Annotated in this window: 17 protein-coding genes; 5 read left to right on the top strand and 12 right to left on the bottom strand. The window is 35.3% G+C overall.

Annotation, left to right across the window (positions count from 1 at the left end; all coding sequences use genetic code 11):
- Window position 1: 1 nt before the first annotated feature.
- Complete coding sequence (locus DCS95_RS05915) at window positions 2-3,433, bottom strand: HEAT repeat domain-containing protein (RefSeq protein WP_116769857.1); 3,432 nt, start codon at window positions 3,431-3,433, stop codon at window positions 2-4.
- A gap of 196 nt (window positions 3,434-3,629) precedes the next feature.
- Between DCS95_RS05915 and DCS95_RS05910 the strand changes: the two genes are divergently transcribed.
- On the top strand, window positions 3,630-4,565 hold the full coding sequence (locus tag DCS95_RS05910) for a 3-keto-disaccharide hydrolase (protein ID WP_116769856.1): 936 nt from the start codon (window positions 3,630-3,632) through the stop codon (window positions 4,563-4,565).
- A gap of 52 nt (window positions 4,566-4,617) precedes the next feature.
- Here DCS95_RS05910 and DCS95_RS05905 read toward each other — a convergent pair whose 3' ends face one another.
- The 4 genes from DCS95_RS05905 to DCS95_RS05890 form a co-directional block, all read right to left on the bottom strand.
- Window positions 4,618-4,839, bottom strand: a complete 222-nt coding sequence (locus DCS95_RS05905) for a putative signal transducing protein (protein ID WP_116769855.1) — start codon at window positions 4,837-4,839, stop codon at window positions 4,618-4,620.
- A gap of 7 nt (window positions 4,840-4,846) precedes the next feature.
- Window positions 4,847-5,941, bottom strand: a complete 1,095-nt coding sequence (locus DCS95_RS05900; protein ID WP_116769854.1) for a Gfo/Idh/MocA family protein — start codon at window positions 5,939-5,941, stop codon at window positions 4,847-4,849.
- A gap of 9 nt (window positions 5,942-5,950) precedes the next feature.
- Window positions 5,951-7,324: a sensor histidine kinase gene (locus DCS95_RS05895; RefSeq protein ID WP_116769853.1), complete on the bottom strand. Its 1,374-nt coding sequence runs from the start codon at window positions 7,322-7,324 to the stop codon at window positions 5,951-5,953.
- A gap of 220 nt (window positions 7,325-7,544) precedes the next feature.
- Window positions 7,545-8,255, bottom strand: a complete 711-nt coding sequence (locus DCS95_RS05890; RefSeq protein ID WP_116769852.1) for a pirin family protein — start codon at window positions 8,253-8,255, stop codon at window positions 7,545-7,547.
- Window positions 8,256-8,451: 196 nt separating this feature from the next.
- Between DCS95_RS05890 and DCS95_RS05885 the strand changes: the two genes are divergently transcribed.
- On the top strand, window positions 8,452-8,910 hold the full coding sequence (locus tag DCS95_RS05885) for a hypothetical protein (RefSeq protein WP_116769851.1): 459 nt from the start codon (window positions 8,452-8,454) through the stop codon (window positions 8,908-8,910).
- 1 nt (window position 8,911) lies between these two features.
- On the opposite strand, the gene DCS95_RS05880 is transcribed toward DCS95_RS05885, so the two are convergent.
- The 6 genes from DCS95_RS05880 to DCS95_RS05855 are packed head-to-tail and all read right to left on the bottom strand — an operon-like array spanning window position 8,912 to window position 15,074.
- Complete coding sequence (locus DCS95_RS05880; RefSeq protein WP_116769850.1) at window positions 8,912-10,246, bottom strand: DUF58 domain-containing protein; 1,335 nt, start codon at window positions 10,244-10,246, stop codon at window positions 8,912-8,914.
- Between the two features lie 6 nt (window positions 10,247-10,252).
- Complete coding sequence (locus DCS95_RS05875) at window positions 10,253-11,251, bottom strand: AAA family ATPase (protein WP_116769849.1); 999 nt, start codon at window positions 11,249-11,251, stop codon at window positions 10,253-10,255.
- Complete coding sequence (locus DCS95_RS05870) at window positions 11,241-12,461, bottom strand: DUF4350 domain-containing protein (protein WP_116769848.1); 1,221 nt, start codon at window positions 12,459-12,461, stop codon at window positions 11,241-11,243. The genes DCS95_RS05875 and DCS95_RS05870 overlap by 11 nt, the downstream gene beginning before the upstream one ends.
- A gap of 1 nt (window position 12,462) precedes the next feature.
- Window positions 12,463-13,185, bottom strand: coding sequence for a hypothetical protein (locus tag DCS95_RS05865; protein WP_164674130.1), 723 nt, complete (start codon window positions 13,183-13,185; stop codon window positions 12,463-12,465).
- 1 nt (window position 13,186) lies between these two features.
- Window positions 13,187-14,125: a hypothetical protein gene (locus tag DCS95_RS05860; RefSeq protein WP_116769846.1), complete on the bottom strand. Its 939-nt coding sequence runs from the start codon at window positions 14,123-14,125 to the stop codon at window positions 13,187-13,189.
- A complete protein-coding gene (locus DCS95_RS05855; RefSeq protein ID WP_116769845.1) occupies window positions 14,088-15,074 on the bottom strand; it encodes a stage II sporulation protein M in 987 nt (328 codons plus the stop codon). Before DCS95_RS05855 ends, DCS95_RS05860 begins: the two co-directional genes overlap by 38 nt.
- 33 nt (window positions 15,075-15,107) lie before the next feature.
- Here DCS95_RS05855 and DCS95_RS05850 point away from each other — a divergent pair, with 33 nt between their 5' ends.
- Both DCS95_RS05850 and DCS95_RS05845 read left to right on the top strand, forming a co-directional pair.
- Window positions 15,108-15,833 (top strand): RDD family protein, encoded by a 726-nt coding sequence (locus DCS95_RS05850; protein WP_116769844.1) that lies wholly within the window; start codon window positions 15,108-15,110, stop codon window positions 15,831-15,833.
- 3 nt (window positions 15,834-15,836) lie between these two features.
- The gene (locus DCS95_RS05845) at window positions 15,837-16,448 is read left to right on the top strand and encodes a trimeric intracellular cation channel family protein (RefSeq protein WP_116769843.1); all 612 of its coding nucleotides are present in this window, start codon (window positions 15,837-15,839) and stop codon (window positions 16,446-16,448) included.
- A gap of 18 nt (window positions 16,449-16,466) precedes the next feature.
- Here DCS95_RS05845 and DCS95_RS05840 read toward each other — a convergent pair whose 3' ends face one another.
- Window positions 16,467-17,186 carry a peptidylprolyl isomerase gene (locus DCS95_RS05840; protein WP_116769842.1) on the bottom strand — a complete coding sequence of 240 codons (720 nt, stop codon included), beginning with the start codon at window positions 17,184-17,186 and terminating at the stop codon, window positions 16,467-16,469.
- On the opposite strand from DCS95_RS05840, the gene DCS95_RS05835 reads away from it, so the two are divergent.
- Window positions 17,185-17,826 (top strand): NUDIX hydrolase, encoded by a 642-nt coding sequence (locus tag DCS95_RS05835; RefSeq protein WP_116769841.1) that lies wholly within the window; start codon window positions 17,185-17,187, stop codon window positions 17,824-17,826. The two genes, DCS95_RS05840 and DCS95_RS05835, sit on opposite strands and share 2 nt — an antisense overlap.
- Window positions 17,827-17,840: the final 14 nt, after the last annotated feature.

Raw genomic sequence — 17,840 nt, 5'->3', positions numbered from 1 at the left:
ATTACACTTCTTTATCTTCTCCTTCAATAATCCGCTTTTTATTCTTTAAAGAGGATAGATATTGAATGAGGTCGCGAAGTTCTCTTCTTGATATCATACGCCCCATTGCTGGCATTGCCGACATAGAGTTTTCTCTTTTGGCAATTCTCATTAAGGGTATTTCCAATGGCTCGGCCTCAGAAGTTCTCAATAAAATTTCCTTATCGTTTTCTTCGATAAGAACACCTTTTACCTCTTGTCCGTCTTTCAAGGTAATGGTTACGGTGCCATAACCAGGAGCAAGTCTTACGCTTGGTTCAATAAGGGCTTCCAGTATTTGTTGTCTGTTTAAGATATTACCAATATTATCCAATGCCGGACCAACTTCACCACCAGAACCATTTACTGCATGGCAACGTACACATTGCGCGGTAGGGTTGTTATTAAAGACAGATCTACCTGCCCACCAGTTACCACCGTAAAGTGTTTCTTGAAAAGAATCGGCTGAATACCCCGCTCTTTTAAGTTTCTCCAATTGTGCGATCAATGACGGATTTTCGGTAGCTTTCACCGCTTCCATAAGATCTAATAAAATACCTTGTTTTAACTGGTCTTTACTAGCCTTGTCAATTAAATTGGTCAATAGGGCATTACTGTTTTCGTCAGGTAGGTCGCCTAGAACATCTAACATTCTTTGTTGTTCGGATATTGAGCCGCGCTTAAAAATCGGCTCTACAATGTTGGGTAGTTTCTCTTTTGGAATGTTCAATTGCGCTAAAAGCCCCACAGCGGCAGTTCTTACTTCTTCATTGCTATCTTGCATACCAATAGACATGGCAGCTTCCATTTTATGGTATTGCAATTGACCAAGTGTATTTAATACCGTTGCACGCACCTCTGGCGATTTGTTCGATTTAAAAATATAGAACAATTCATCATTATAATCGGTTATACCTACGGCACTTAAGGTTTTGGCAATACCAATTAAAATTTCTGGTTGACGTTCCTTAAGAAATGCTGGAATGTCTTTTTTAATTTTGTCCTCTAACTGACTGTTTTCCCTAACAATTTCACCACGGTATCTGCCATCTACACGATCTAAAAGAGATGGGTTGTTCCATGTGCCCAAGGCAGCAAGAGCCTCGCCACGTAAATTACTTGAAACACCTTTTCGTTTCGCGAAATTGATTAGCATTTCTAGCTGATCTTCACCACCAACGCGCAATGCTGCATTTATTGCTCTTCGCAACAAAGGTTCAGAAGTAAATCTCTCATCGTTAAGTGTTGCTGCCAATGCGGGTAAAGCCGTTTCAATTGAAAGGTCGTCATTAATGGCACGGGCAGTTTCCGTTACAATATATTCATCTTGATCAGATAAGAATATTGAAATTTTTGGTTCTTGTAGTTTTCTGAGCACTAAAACTGCAGCTATACGTAAACTTCTATTTTCACTATTGGCCAATGCAAGTAACGGTTCGGCATTGCCAATTCTTGAAAGCGCTAAAACTGCAGCATGTCTCAAATAAAGATCTTGGTCATTATTTGCTTCGATCATCGCTAATAAAGGCTCAACGGCATTTTCATATTTTAATCTTCCCAATGCTTGGGCGGCAAAGAACTTTACTCTATCATTTTCATGGGAGGTTAATGATACTAAAGTATCTGCTGCTTTCTCGTATCTTAAATCACCCAGCACCTTCACACTTTGTGCTATAATTTCGGGGTCATCGTCGTTTAATAGTTGAAGCAATGGTTCTGCATCATCTTTATCATTAGCCGCGATTTGACCAATGCCCCAAATTGCATGTATGCGGGCAAATTGGTTTTCTTCTTCCGTAAGGGCTTTTTCTAACGCTCTAAAGCCCCAAAATGTTCTATTGGCAAGTTCAAATTGAGCTTTTTGGCGAATTCTCATGTCGCTGTAGGACAATAAAGATACCAAACTATCGGTTTTTTGGTCTTCATAATCAAGCGTCATTAATTGTTGGGTTTTCAACCGTTCCTGTTCTAGATCATTGTTTTCTTCGGTAACGTCTAATTTCCAAACTCTACCGTAATCTTTGCTTCCCCAGCCATTTACCCAATCGGCAAGGTATAATGCTCCGTCTGGTCCAAAATCAATACCCGTAGGTAACACTCCCGATAAAATTGATTCATCGGTATTCAGTTCAAAAGAAGCACCTTTAGGTTTTAGATCAAAAGACCAAATATGTGATCTACTTGGGTCACCTACGAACTCGACTAAAAAGAATTTATCTTGCCATTTTTTACCCAATGCCGTGCCTGGGTTATATCTCATTCCTGTTGGTCCGTTATGAAAATTTTGAATAGGTGGCATAATATATGCGGCCTGGCCATCCCAACGAGGAGTAAAAAGTTTTTCATCCATCCATACATTATAGCCGTTGTTTTTTGGATCGGTATACTTTCCATATTGCCAGTTTGCTCGCCATCCGGCATCAGATCCTTCTACAATATGAACCAAGCGTTCACTTTCTCCTTTGTGGTCTCCGTCATTATCCGATGAAATAATATTTCCGTAAGCATCAAAAACAAATTCATGGGTATTACGCAACCCGTGGGCAAAAACTTCAAAATCGGTACCATCAGGATTACTTCTTACGATAATACCTTCGTTCGGATATTTGTGGTTTTCACCATCGACAGTGGTAATATTTGCGCCAATATCACCAATACCCCAATATATTTTACCATCTGGACCTTCAATGGCGCCAGACATGCCATGACCGCTAAAACCGATATGAACGGCAAAACCATCGGCAATGCTTGTTTTCTCATCCAAAATTTTATCTCCGTTAGTGTCCGTCAATCGGTACATACCAGGACCGATACCAACAAAAACATCTTCGTCGCGGACTAAAAGAGCACCCGCTTGATCGTTAATTTCATCATTAAAATCATTCATGATTTGTGTTGAAATATCGGCGATGCCATCGTTATCTGTATCTTGTAACATCCAAATTTCATCTTTTTCTACGGCAAGATCATGCCAATCATGAATGCTATCGTTGTTTAGATCAGGAAACCACTCATTTTCCTTACTAAGTTCAGGAGCAAAGGTTTTGTGTAGAAAGGCCCTTCTGTCTTCAACTGATTCTAGAGCAATGGATTCCGTCATCCAATCTCTATGTCCGCGAATATCAAATTCAGAGTTTTTATTTCTGTTGGAACGCGTTATATATACATTGCCTTCATCATCAATATCCATGGCAATAGGATCTGGTGCCAAAGAATCTGAAGCCCATAAGCTAAGTTCTAGTCCGTCTGCTACTTTAGCGGTAATTGTTTCTCGGGCAAGTTTTGCCATTTCAATGAGGTCAGTACTATCCTGCTCAATAGTCAGTGGTATTTCAATAGGTTTTTTGTTTACACATGATGCACAGAAAAATAATAGGGAAGCTATCCCAAAAAGGAATTTTTTAAAAATTGTCATTGTTGTTTGGTTGAATAATATTTTAAAAGTAGCGAATAATGTAGATAATCAAGAAAGAAATTGAATTCTAGTTAAATTATTAACCATATATGGTATAGATTTATCAATTTGGCATTTGGGCATAATTTAATTGAATGTTAAGAAAGGGAGTTTAAAAGTTACTTTATATTTGATTACTTATCAAACCAATATTTATATGAATACTATTAAAACAGCTGCCTTCATCTTTTTGATGGCTTTTAATTTAACTTTATTACAGGGGCAAGAAGGTCACCCATTAGAAGGTAAATGGAATTTGACCATAGATCAAGAAGGCGAAAAATTACCCTCTTGGTTAGAAATTCGCCACTCGGGTACCAATACCTTGATAGGTAGATTTACGTATGCATTCGGTAGTGCTAGACCAGTTGCGGAGATTGAAAAACATGGAGATTTATTTTCTTTTGAAATACCACCGCAATGGGAGCCAGGTGCTTCTGATATGGAGTTTGAAGGAAAAATATTTGGAGAAGGATTGGAGGGCACCATGATTTATGTGGATGGTAAAACCTATAATTGGACAGCGACAAAGTCACCAAAATTACCTTATTATGAAAAAGCAAAAGAAGGTAAGACGGTCAAATTATTCAATGGTAAAAACCTAAAGGGTTGGATAATTAAACCAGGTAATCAATGGACGGTAATAGATGGTATATTAACAAGCTCTAAGTCTGGTGTTAATTTAGTTTCAGAAGAGAAGTTCAAGGATTTTAAATTACAAGCAGAATTTAGATATCCCAAAGGTAGTAATAGCGGTCTGTATTTAAGAGGTCGTTACGAGGTACAAATAGCTGATAATATAGGTTTAGAACCATCTTCGATTTATTTTGGAGGTATCTACGGATTGTTGACACCAAACGAAAACGCTGCCAAGCAAGCAGGGGAGTGGCAATCGTATGATATTACATTGATTGGAAGAAGGGTTACTATTGTTGCCAACGGTAAAACCATTATCTCTAATCAAAATATAGAAGCAATGACCGGCGGAGCCTTGGATAATAATGAGGCTGAAGCAGGACCAATAATGATACAAGGAGACCACGGGCCGGTAGAGTTTAGAAAACTAGAAATTACACCTTTGAGCAAAGGGTAGATTTTGAAAACATATCAATTAAAAAAGCCTCCTGATAAGGAGGCTTTTAATTTTAATTATTGTGTTGAGCAATAATACTTAAAGCTTTGTTTTCTTCATCTTTATGGACATATATTTCAATTAATTCAGGTAAAGGAGAACCGAAACCTGCCAGTCTTGCAGATGCTGTTTCATCTTTAAGAATAGGTTCAATGTTATTATCTTTTAAAGCAAGCTCTATTCTTTGAGCTTCTATTTTATTACCACCGAATACTTTTGTATAATTTGTGTTCATTAATAGTTTAATTTAATTGTATTGTTTTTCCGTTTTTTGCACTGTTTATGGCAGATTGAAGAATTAACATTGTTATCATATTATTCTCAAGCGAGTAAACATTGTATGGCTCTAATTTAAGGCTGCCATTAATGACTGCGGCAAAAACTGCAAACGGGTCATTATAAGGTTCTTTGCGCTCACCTAATAGAAATGTTTCTTCGGTATAATCGCTGTACCCTTTTGACAACCGAAGTCTCAACTGAGTAGGGTTATCGGAATATATAGCGCCTTTAGTGCCATAGAGCTCCATGTCTTTTCTACCTATTGGCCAGTTCCATGAGGGCTCTAAAATTGCCATCTCATTATCATAAGTAAGAATAATAGTGGCATCATCATCAACTTTTGGATTGTTTTCTTTTTGTAATTGTTGTGTTACCGCAGTAACTGTATTAGGTTTTTTGCCTTTCGTGATCCAGGTCATAAGGTTGGCGCCATAGCAACCGAAATCTGTAATTGCTCCACCACCATTTAACTGTGGGTCGGTCAACCATTCTAAGAATTCATTGGGTACCCCAATTTTTTTAGGTCCTTTGTGACCATCCCTAATAATTACTTTTCTTAATTCACCTATATCTCCTTGCCGGTACATACTGATCGCTTTTACGTTGGTTTCGTACCAAGAAGTTTCGTAATTGGTCAACACATGTATATTGTGTTTATCCGCTAGTGTTTTAATTTGCTGGGCTTCATCATAAGTGGTTGCTAAGGGTTTTTCTACCATTACATGAATTCCTTTTGGGGCACAGGCTTGTACTACTTGTAAATGGTCTTTAATATTGCCAAAGGCGGCAACTGCATCCGGAGAAATATTTTGTAACATTTCATCCATAGAATTAAAAACGATATCCATAGAGAAGCCAAATTCATCTGAAAGTTTTTTTGCCAGTTTTTGGTTAGGTTCAACAATACCAATCATATTAATATCCGTATTAGATTCCCTGCTTAATATCCAACCAACGTGACCATGGGTCAACCCAGCTACTACTAATTTTAGAGGTGGGTCTTGTGCCCTAAGAGTGCTTATAAAAAGCAGCGATAAGAGTGCAATTATCTTCTTCATGAATAATTATTAAGTTGGGTTGGCAAGTTGTTTGTCTGTTGTAGTTTGCTCTAATAAATTGGTGCTAATAGTGAAATAGAAGGTGCTACCCTTATTCTCTTCAGAAGTGACCCAAATTTTACCTAAATGATGATCTACAATTTTTTTACTGCCGTAGAGTCCAATTCCAGAACCTTCGAATTTAGATTGATTGTGTAATTTATGAAAGGCATTAAAAACTTTTTCTAACTGCTCCGCAGGAATTCCAATTCCGTTATCGGCAACACTAAAAAGATAATCGTTTTTTCTTTTTTCTGATGTTATTGTAATAACAGGATTATTAGTTGAGGTTTTAAATTTTAGAGCATTATGAACCAAATTCTGGAACAGCATTCTTATATCACTTGGTCTTGCAATTAGGGTAGGTAAATCTCCATAATTAATGGTAGCACTGGTTTCTTTAATTTTTTCAGATAAATCATCTAGTACCAACTGTAAAATTTCAGTAATATTCACGGGTTCCATACCACTGGAGTTACCTATTTCTGCGTACTTCAATAGCCCTTCAACCAAATTGGTAAGCCTTGTGGAACTGCCTTGTAAATGTTTAAGGTAACTACTGAAATTTGAATAATTTGAAACCGCATGCTGTTGTTCCAATTCATTTGCAATAAGGTTTATATTGTTTAAAGGACCGCGTAAATCATGGGTGACTATAAACGTAAACTCTTCAATATGGGTGTTCTTAAGTTTTAATTCATTGTTCAGAACCTCAAGTTTTTTGTTCTGACTCTTTAAATCGTCTTGCGCTTTTTGAAGGTTTAACTCACTTTCTTTTAAGGCTTCGATATGATTTTCCAAATCGGAAGTGTAAGCCCTTGTTTTATTTTGATCATACATTCTAAAGGTTAGTGAAAGCCAGCCTAAACAGGCTAAAAATGCAAAAACTTCATCGAAAGGGACATCAATAGTGCCCAAAATCGGACCATATTTAGTAATGTAAATAGTAGGGAGAATAAACGCCAGTATATCAAAAGTGATGATAATATTTCTTAACCTAGGATTTTTTCGATAGCCTATAAATGCCAGAAACCCCATAGTAGCAAAAGCAACTGCTTGCCCGAAAAACCCACCAATTAAAAAAATGAGCGACATAAAAATTAACGGTGGCAATAGGGTCATATATATTCTAGTTGCCTGTCTATACTTTAATCGGTTTAAAATAAAACCTATACCAAATACCACGGCAACAATGAAGGCGAGTAATTGCTCTATATATGAATGAAATAGTAAGGTATAAATGAAAACGACAAAAGTGAAAATAGAAGATATTATGGTAATCAAACCAAATTCGTCTGTAAGGTCCCTATTTTTAATATTCTGTTTTTTTGAGGTCGTATTCAATTGTAAAAAGGTATTGGGATTTTTAAATAAGTAATTGGAGGTCTAAATGTAAAATAACCTACAAGTGAAAATAATTTATCTGCATATTTAGTTAGCAATCAACTCGTAAAACACTTTCAAAAGGATAAGGTAAAACGAACTAAATTCCATTTAAATATAAGCAAGTAGTTTAATAAATAACAGAACATGTCGAAATATGGTAATGAATTTTGCCTTATACCTAAGTCATTGGTATTTCCATGACTAATATATCCACCTTGCTATTTGCTTTGAATGAAACTTCTTTTGTTTCCCAAAGTCCTAAGCCGTCTCGTGAATTTAATTTCTTCCCATTTACTTCTACTTGTCCATCAAGAACAAAAACGTATACTCCGTTTCTGTCATTTTTTAAAGTATATGAGTCTGTTATGCCATTATCATAATTTGCAAGGTGAAACCATGCATTTTGGTGAATCCATACACCGGAATCATCTTGATTAGGAGATAAAATTTGATACAGGCTGTTTTTAGTTTTAACATCTGCAATTGAAATTTGATCATAGCGTGGAGTCACGTTCTGTTCATTGGGTATAACCCAAATTTGCAGAAATTTTACCTCGTTTTCTTGGCTTTTATTGTATTCGCTATGAGAAATACCTGTGCCGGCACTCATAACCTGTATGTCTCCAGCTTTTATTACCGTAGAGTTCCCCATATCATCCATATGTTTAAGGTCACCTTCTAAAGGAATGGAAATGATTTCCATATTTTTATGGGGGTGGGTTCCAAAACCACGACCTTTAGCTACGGTATCATCATTTAGTACCCTTAAAGTTCCAAAATTAATTCGTTGAGCATCATAATAATTACCAAAACTAAAGCTGTGGTAAGAATTTAACCAACCGAAATCGGTGTGTCCTCTAGTGTTGGATTTGTGATATATCGTTTTCATCTTTATATTTTTTTATCTTGATTTGTAGTCGAATTTTATGGCTGAACATTACTTTGGTTTAGCTAGTAAAATACAGCATTGCCCCTTATAAATGAGGTTTTAATTCATATAAAGAGTTTGTTGATGCTATAAAGTAACTACATAATTTAATTTACTTAAGTACGTTATAGAAATAAAAATTCCCTTTTCCCCTAATATGAAAATTATTATTTTATTTTTCGCTTTTATCCTAAGTATTAATATAAATGCTCAAGATCCCGGTGATGCTGCTAAGCATATCGGTGCCGGAGTTGTCATTGGTGTGGCCGGAGGGTATGCTGCGCACAAAATATCAAACGGACAACGTGGTTGGAAATGGGCAGGTGCAGTAGGTAGTAGTTTAGCTGCCGGTCTTGCAAAAGAAGCAATTTACGATCAGTCTAAAGGTTATGAATGGGAAACTAAAGATGTACTGTATACTACTTTAGGCGGAGTTCTTGCAGGTATGGCGATAGATATACTAACCGATAATAGTAGAAGAAGAAGCGGTGGCGGTAGAAGCTGTGGCTGTTTGGTTGCCCAACTTGATGCACATAAAGTTCAATTACCCAAATTTGTAAAAAACGGTACGGGCGATATCACTTCTGAGTTACAGGCCGCATATCTTCTTGAATAGACTATATAAGACCTTTTGCCTTTATCTCTAAATACTTGTTTATAGTATTGATGGTTAAATCTTCTGGCTTGGTCAGTATGGTCTGTATGCCATACTTTTTAAGTTCGTTGACCACCAATTGTTTTTCATAAATAAATTTTTCTGCAATTGCCTGTTCAAAAACTTCTAATGTATTGTTAGGTTTATCCTTTGCATATGATACCAGTTCTGAGTTCTCAAAGAATATTACAACCAATAAATGATGTTTGGCTATAGCTTGCAAATATGGGAGTTGACGATGAAGAGCGTCTAAAGTTTCGAAATTGGTATATAACAACAAAAGACTTCTTTGAGGTAGGTTCCTTTTTACGTCTATGTACAATCTACTAAAATCACTCTCAACAAAATTTGTTTTAAGGTTGTAGAGTGTCTCCAATATGAGATTCATTTGCGAGCTTCTACGTTCAGCGACAACCCTATTTTCTATTTTATTGCTAAAAGAGAATAAACCCACCTTATCATTTTTTTTCAGAGCTATGCTGCTAATGACTAGAGTGGCATTTATGGCATAATCTAGCAGACTAAGTGAGTTAAAAGGCATTTTCATAACCCTGCCTTTATCTATTACGGAATAAATAGGTTGCGATTTTTCATCTTGAAATTGATTGACCATTAACTGACCTCTTTTTGCGGTCGCCTTCCAATTTATGTTTCTAATATCATCACCTTGTATATAGTCTTTGATCTGTTCAAACTCCATCGTATGACCAATACGCCGAATTTTTTTTATACCGAATTCCAGTAAGCGGTTACTAAATGCTAAAAGATCGTATTTACGAAGTTGTAAAAAAGAGGGGTAAACCGGAACTTCCTTACCCTCATCAAAAGTATATTTTTTAGACAATAGACCAATTGGCGATATGGCGAATACATTTAAATTTCCAAAACTATAAACGCCTCTTTCTACAGGTCTTACAGTATAGGTGTATAATTTTTGTTCTCCAGGTTTTAATAAGCTCTTAAAGTTGAAATCTCTCTTTTGAAACTGAAAAGGAAGTTCATCTATGATATTTATTTGACTAGGAAATAAATACTGATTGGTAACTTCTATTTTAATGGCATTTTCATCACCATTAGAAAGTTTATCGGTAACAATTCTTTTCGCAATAATCTGTCCTTTGGATAAAAAAAGTAAAATTACATCTACAATTAAAAGGGCTAAAAAGAGATAAAAAAGTAGTTTAGGAATATATGCGATATTTTCAAAAATATAGGATACTAGAAAACACAAGACGATTCCCGATAAAACCAGAAAAAATCTTTTTTGTAGAAATATATTTTTAAAAACCTTTTTCACGGAATTCTATCTTGGAATTTCTATAGTTTGAATCAAATCTTTAATCATTTTTTCTGCCGTATAGCCTTCCATTTCACGTTCTGGGGTCAGAATAATTCTATGGCATAATATTGGTGCTACAACCTTTTTGATATCATCTGGGGTAATAAAATCCCTTCCATTGATAGCGGCTACGGCTTTAGATGCATCTAGAATGGCAATAGAGGCTCTAGGTGACGCCCCTAGGTAAAGATTGGCATTTGTTCTGGTATTGTTGACGATGGCGGCGATGTATTTTATTAAATTATCTTCTACAACAATATCCTTAATGACCTGTTGGTAAGAAGCAATTTGTTCTGCCGAAAGAATAGTGTCTATGAGCGATTCAACATTGTTATTTTTTTGCTGATGTTTGTTTTCTAGTATCTGTACTTCTTCTTCCAAAGTAGGGTAGTGAACCTTTATTTTAAACAGAAAACGATCTAATTGAGCTTCGGGCAGTCTATATGTGCCTTCTTGTTCAACGGGGTTTTGTGTGGCAAAAACCAAAAATGGCGGTTGCATGTCAAATGCATTGCCATCAATGGTAATTTGACGTTCTGCCATAGCTTCAAAAAGAGCTGCCTGTGTTTTTGCTGGAGCTCTATTAATTTCATCTATCAAAATGATATTGGAAAAAATAGGTCCTTTTTTGAATTCAAATTCAGATGTTTTTACATTGAAAATAGATGTTCCAAGAATATCGCTCGGCATTAGATCCGGGGTAAACTGTATTCTACTAAAATCTACGTTCATGGTTTTTGCCAATAGTTTTGCGGTAACGGTTTTGGCAACACCTGGCACGCCTTCAATAAGCGAGTGGCCATTGGCTAAAATGGAAACGATCAAAAGTTCGATCATTTCTTGCTGACCTATAATGACTTTGCCCAATTCGGTTTTGACCTTGGCTACGGAATCTTGAAGTTTGGTAAGATCAATCCTAGAATTGAATGCTACCTGTTGTTCGTCTTGTGTATTATCTTCCATAAGATTGTTTAAATGTGTTTATTTTCTTGGCAAGGATTATAGCATCTTGCTCAGAATGTAAAGGTTTATTTTTGAGACTTAAAATCAATTCAAAAAGGTCTTTGGTTTCCTCTATAGATTTACCTGCTTTAGCACTTACTTGGGCTATGAATTTTTCATCTAGCACAGTAGTGTTAACGTAGAACCGGTTTCTAATATGCGTAAGGAAATAGGTGATTTTTTTATGGTTAAGATTGGTGTAATCCTTTTTTTGATGATATAAAGAACCCACGGTTTTGGCAAATTCAACCGAAGAATTTTCTAATGGTTTAATTACCGGTATAATGCGTTGTTCTCTTTTGGCCTTAAAAATAACAAAGAGTAATAAACCGGTTATGGTAAGGTAATAACTCCATTTTAATGCAGGTTGATTTAATACGAATCGCATTGGTGAGGTAATTACTTTTCGTCCAGATTTTTTATAATCGTCCCATATTAGTGCTCTGTCCTGTAAATACGAGAAACTTTGACTACTGTAATCTATATTGTCACTCAATAAATAATAGTTTGTGTATGCGGCGGGCAAGGAGTTGATGATAAAATTCCCTTTACCAAAAGTGGTTTTAATAAAGTTAGGTCTTATTTTTATTTCCTGTGGTTTATTATTTAATAAGGTAGAGCTTTTAACATGTATATGACCTAATAACTCTGTATTCAAAGTATCAATACTGGTCAAATATGCTGGGTTGACCCCTCTTTCAAAATAGAACTCTGGGTGCTTAAATTTTTTATTTGTAAATGTAACCTTAATGGAATCTTCTTTTATATCATATTGCTGGTCTATGGTAATATTTAAAGTATCTGCGAGCTTTCCGGTAAGGTTGCTAGTGGCTATGAATACCTGATTACCTTCACTTACAAAATTTAAAATTTGATTTGTTTCCTGTTCATCTAAATAAATGAAATCATTGATTAAAATATAATTTGTGGCTTTTAAAGAATCCCTTTCAACTAGCACATCGTAAATACTTCGGTCTGCCGTTTCTATTTCGCTACTAGGAAAAATAGCGGTCAGCTCGTTGAAAAGTACGTAACACCCAAATGGAATTTTTGCTGTCATCGTGTAAGATGGACTCCAATTAATGGGTCTTGGACGTACTATTTCTGTTACGATGATACCAATAAGTACCGCAATCAAAAGTCCGAGTATTATTTTAGAACGCTTTCCCAAGTTACGATTGAATTAGTTTGTTGATCTCGTCAAAATCTAAGACCGACAAATTGTACTTATTACCATCAATGGCTTGTTCTCCATACCATATATAATCATATAGATATGCTATTTTTTTAAAACCTAGTTTTAACTGTGGTTGTTCAATCTCATTTAAATAGTCGGTATTGGTCTTATCAAAGTGCCAATCGATAATATCTTTTTTTGATAGTTTTTGAAGTGTTAGCAAAAACTGATAACGCACCGCTAGTCTATAGTCTTTTTTGGAAACGGCATCGTTTAATAATTTACTTATATCAACACCTTCAATATGTTCTTCGGTTAGGTTGATATCGTTCAATGTTTTTGCCTTAGTTTGAAAAAGTGCGCTAAAATTTTCATTGATGAGAAATTTAACGATGAGGTAAATGGCTAAAATGCCAAGTAAAATATAAATAAGATACTCTAAAAGTTGAAGTACATTTGGAGGCAATGTGATACCGAATACCTCAAACAAACCTTCACCAACCCAGTTTAAAAATCGTGCTAGTAAATTTTGCGATTCTCCCGTTTTATAGGTGTAATTAAATTCATCGCCAGTATACTTCTTTGTGAGGTCTTCCTCAATGTCTCTGTATACCAAAACAGATGATGTATCGGTTTTAACGATACTATCCGTTTTAAGTTGAGCAAATGAACCAAAGGTCATCAACAAAAAGAAAATATAAGTAAATGTTAGCCTCAAATTAATCGTTTTGTCCTATTTGTTCAATTTTTGCCCTAGTGTTTTCATTATATGTTTTTTCATGTAAGGCATAATATAAAATGCCATTGATAAATTGAGAAAGGCATTGCCCGTATACTGCTATAATCAAGAAAATCGATAACCCTAAAGTGTACACAATTGTTGAAACAATAGAGTTTGTATAATCTACATCGTTCTCTACAACATGAAAAGTATACACCCCTATTATAATACCGGGTATAATTAAAGCGACCATTAATAACAGACCCAACAGTAAACCTAAAATAAAGTTTACACCAATAGATTTCCAAAAACTACCTGTTACCAGTTTCCAACCTTCTCCTAACGCTTCGGTAACTCCTTTCTTATTTGCCAGCATATCAAAAAAAGAAACACCCACCCATGCCGTTAAAAAGAATTGAACAATATATTGGGCAAAAAAGCCCAATAGCGGAATAATGGCTAAAATTACTGCGATAATAAAATATACCATGTAAATAGGTATTAGTAATAGAACAAATAGCAGAACATTTCCAAATTGACTTTTAGCGTACTGCCAAACATCTTTTTTGTCCACGTTAGAATCTTTGGTTTCTACATATTTGATCATATAACTAGTCGAAAGAGAATAATTCAAAAAGGCAACGCCTAAAAAAATAACAAAGAATAAAAACCCTCCTATACCCAGGTAAATAAAATATTCTTGTTCATTGCCTATATTTTCGGCAAACGGACTTTGCCCAGATTCTTGTGCGATCATGCCTATAAAACCAGATACCAATAAATAGCTGGTTATTAAAAGTCCTATTAAGAAAATACCATTGTAGCTTATAAAAACATTGGTAAAATTTTTAATATTCTGTTTAAAAAAATCGAAATAGACAGAGATTATTCCTCCAAATTCACGGTTGACCTTTAACGGTATGTAATTGTTTTTCATGTTTGGTATTAAATAATATGGGGTATGCTATGTAATAAAATATAATCAAGAATAATGATGCACCAATTATTAGAAATGCCAACCAATTGGGCATATTGGTATACCGTGTAATAAAGCCTTCAATAAATCCGGCAATGATAAAAAATGGTATGGTACTAACCACAACTTTAAGTCCGTCTTTTGCGCCCTTCATAAAAGATAATCGCCTAGCGTATGTTTTGGGGAAAAGAATACTATTTCCCATAATCAACCCTGCACATCCAGCGATAATGATTACAGAAATTTCTATGGTACCATGTAACCAAATTTGCTTATTAGCTTCAAAGAAGACTCCTTTTGTATAAAAAAATGTAATAAATGCACCAAGCATAACTCCGTTCGTAAACAAAATGTATGCGGTACCAATACTGGTTATTACCCCAAAGGCAAAAGCTAAAAACGCAACTCTAATATTATTTATGGTAATACCTAAAAAAGATCCTATTTCGCTGCCACCCTTATAGATTGCTGCGGGGTCTCCGTTAGCAATATTGTTTAGAGTTTCGTTTACATAGGCATCGCCTAAAATTAGCCTTACAAAGGTAGCATCGTTAATAGCGGATAAAGCACCAATGGCAGAAGCTATGATAAAAATTAAAAAAGCAAAGCCCAAGGTTTTATGGTACTGTCTAAAAAATAAGGGGAATTCGGTAATCCAAAAACTTAGAATACGATTTTTACTTTCTTTTTTGTTCTTGTAGATTTTTTGGTGTGCAATAGAAGCAAGTTCGTTCAAATACAATAAAGTCTTACTTTCTGCGTAATACGTTTGCGCGTATGCCAGATCATTGGTCAATTGAATATAACCATTGGCAAGTTCATCTGGATCTGTTGAAGCACCTAGGTTAATAGCTTTTTCAAAAGCTATCCATTTTTCCTTATTTTGCTTTACAAAAGCAGCTTCGCGCATAAACTATATTTACCTTGTTAAATTTAAGATTAAATGAATAACCTTCAAATCAATACAACGCAAAATGTTAACCTTAATTATACTATTGTTAGTATTGGTGAAAGAATTGTGGCATTTTTTATTGATGCATTTATACTGTATCTCTATTTTATCTTGGTAAATTTCGTAGGCGATGCCATAGGATATATTTATACAGATGGTTGGACACAGAGAGGTCTGGTAGCCTTAATTTCTTTACCGGCAATGTTTTATACGCTTTTAATGCATATCATTTTTAATGGTAGAACCGTTGGTAAAATGCTTATGAAAATGCGAGTGGTAAAGGTTGATGGCTCACCAGTACATTGGAGCAATTATTTAATAAGATGGATGTTAAGATTGGTTGATATTTGGATTTTTTTAGGGTCGATAGGTATACTGACCATTTTGTTTTCCGAGAAAAAACAAAGATTAGGTGATGCAGCGGCAGGCACAGTAGTTATTAGTACCAAAAATAAAACAAAGGTTACCCATACTATTTTAGAAGATGTAGAAGATGCCTACGTGCCTCAATTTATGAATGTTACTTTGCTGACCGATAAAGATGTTAGACTCATTAAAGAAACTTTTGGTATTGCTAAAAAGAGTAATGACTTTAAAACTTTAAAGGCGCTTAGGGATAAAGTGGAAAGTATCTTGCAGACCAACTCAGAATTGTACGATATTGCGTACTTAGATACGGTTTTAAAAGACTATAATTACTTTACGCAAAAGATATAGCCAATGTTTTATTACATTATTGATATTTTAGGTACCATTGCCTTTGCCATTTCTGGGGTATTGGTAGCCATGGATAAAAGGTTGGATGTATTCGGTGTTCTGATCATTGCATTTGTAACCGCGGTAGGTGGAGGAACTTTGCGTGATTTGTTGATAGGGATTAAACCTGTAGGATGGCTAAATGCACCAGTACATTTACTCGTTATTGTAGCTACGGTTTTGCTGGCGATATTTTTTGTGAAGCAGCTTAAATACGTTAGAAAATCACTTTTTTTATTCGATACCATAGGTATAGGCTTATACACCATGGTAGGTGTCGAAAAAGGTTTGGCAGCAGAATTATTACCTGTAATGTGTATTGCCCTAGGTACTATTACTGCCTGTTTTGGTGGTGTAATTAGAGATATACTCTGTAATGAGATCCCGGTAATTTTTAGAAAGGAAATTTATGCCACTGTATGTATACTAGGTGGTTTGGTGTATTTTGTGTTGATTCAATTTCCTATTAATGATACCATAGCATACTCTATGGCCATTATCACCATAATAATTATGCGTGTTCTGGCGGTACGTTTTAAAATTTCACTCCCCAATATTTATAAAGGCAGAACTTAGAATTTAGACCGATAATAATTATTCTATTACTTCAGCTTTTTCAATGTAAACATTTCTCATTGGCCAATCTCCTTTTTCAACGGGTACATTATTGATTTTGTCAACCACATCCATACCTTCAATAACTCTGCCAAAAGGCGTGTAATTATCATCTAAATGGTAAGATCCAGGGTCGGTAACGACAATGAAAAATTCATATGGCGATGCCAGTTTATGGGGGTTGTCCATTTCACTACTGGGCATTGAAATGGTGCCTCTATGATGTTTATGGCCTTTTCTAGTATCCGGTGGTAATAAATAACGACCAATTTTTAATCTTTTTCTTGCGGTTTTCGCATCATCCGAATTTCCTCCTTGAATAATAAAGTTTTTAACTACTCTATGAAATTGGGTTTTATCAAAATAGCCCTGCTCGGTAAGGTATATGAAATTTGCTCTATGATAAGGTACATTTTCATAAAGCTCCACAGTAAAACTTCCTAAACCAGTTGTAATTTTAACCTTATTGGCGGTCAATGTTTTCTCGTAATTGAAAAAGAAATCGATTGCATTGTCCTCGTCAAGTTCAAAATTTTCCTCCTCTTCATTTTCAACAACTTTTTTTTCCTTAATTTTTGTGGAGTCTGGCTTCGACTCTTTTTCTGTAGTTGTACTATCAACTTTCTTAGAAGTATCTTTGCAGCTCGCCAATGCAAAAATTGCTAAGAATAAAAAAGTATAGAATTTTAGTAAACGCATGAATTTTAAATTTTTTGAACAACGAATATCAAAAATAAAGGATCTACCGCTACCGGGAGAAGCTTCGCAGTATAAAATGGCACCAGAAAGCCGTTTAGACGAGTTACAGCGTATTAATGTGGCAAAGAAAAATCCTAGAAAGGCAGGGGTAATGGCTTTGTTCTATCCAACACAGGGTATGGGTACAAACTTGCTGTTGATTTTGCGTAAGACATATAAAGGCGTACATTCTAATCAAGTTGCTTTTCCTGGTGGAAAAGCGGAACTGACCGATGACGGACTTTTAACAACGGCATTGCGCGAAACGTATGAAGAGGTTGGGGTAGCACCAAAAGACATTACTGTAGTCAAGGAAATATCAGAAATATTTATACCGCCCAGTAATTTTATAGTGCAACCATTTATTGGGTTATATAGAAACCCAAAGCCATTTGTAAAACAAGATTCTGAAGTTGAATTGATTCTAGAAGTGCCGGTGTCGGATTTCTTGGATGATGCATTGGTCGTTTCCAAAAAAATGACAACATCTTACGCTGTTGATATAGAAGTACCTGCCTTTGAATTAAACGGTTACATTGTATGGGGAGCTACGGCGATGATGTTGAATGAGATTAAAGAGTTATTAAAGCAGGTGTTGTAAGGCATATTTATTTA

The organism is Maribacter litoralis, assembly GCF_003075045.1.
In the GTDB taxonomy this organism is placed as follows: domain Bacteria; phylum Bacteroidota; class Bacteroidia; order Flavobacteriales; family Flavobacteriaceae; genus Maribacter; species Maribacter litoralis.
Note: the sequence above shows the minus strand (reverse complement) of the source record. Positions and strands in the feature narration are given on the sequence as shown.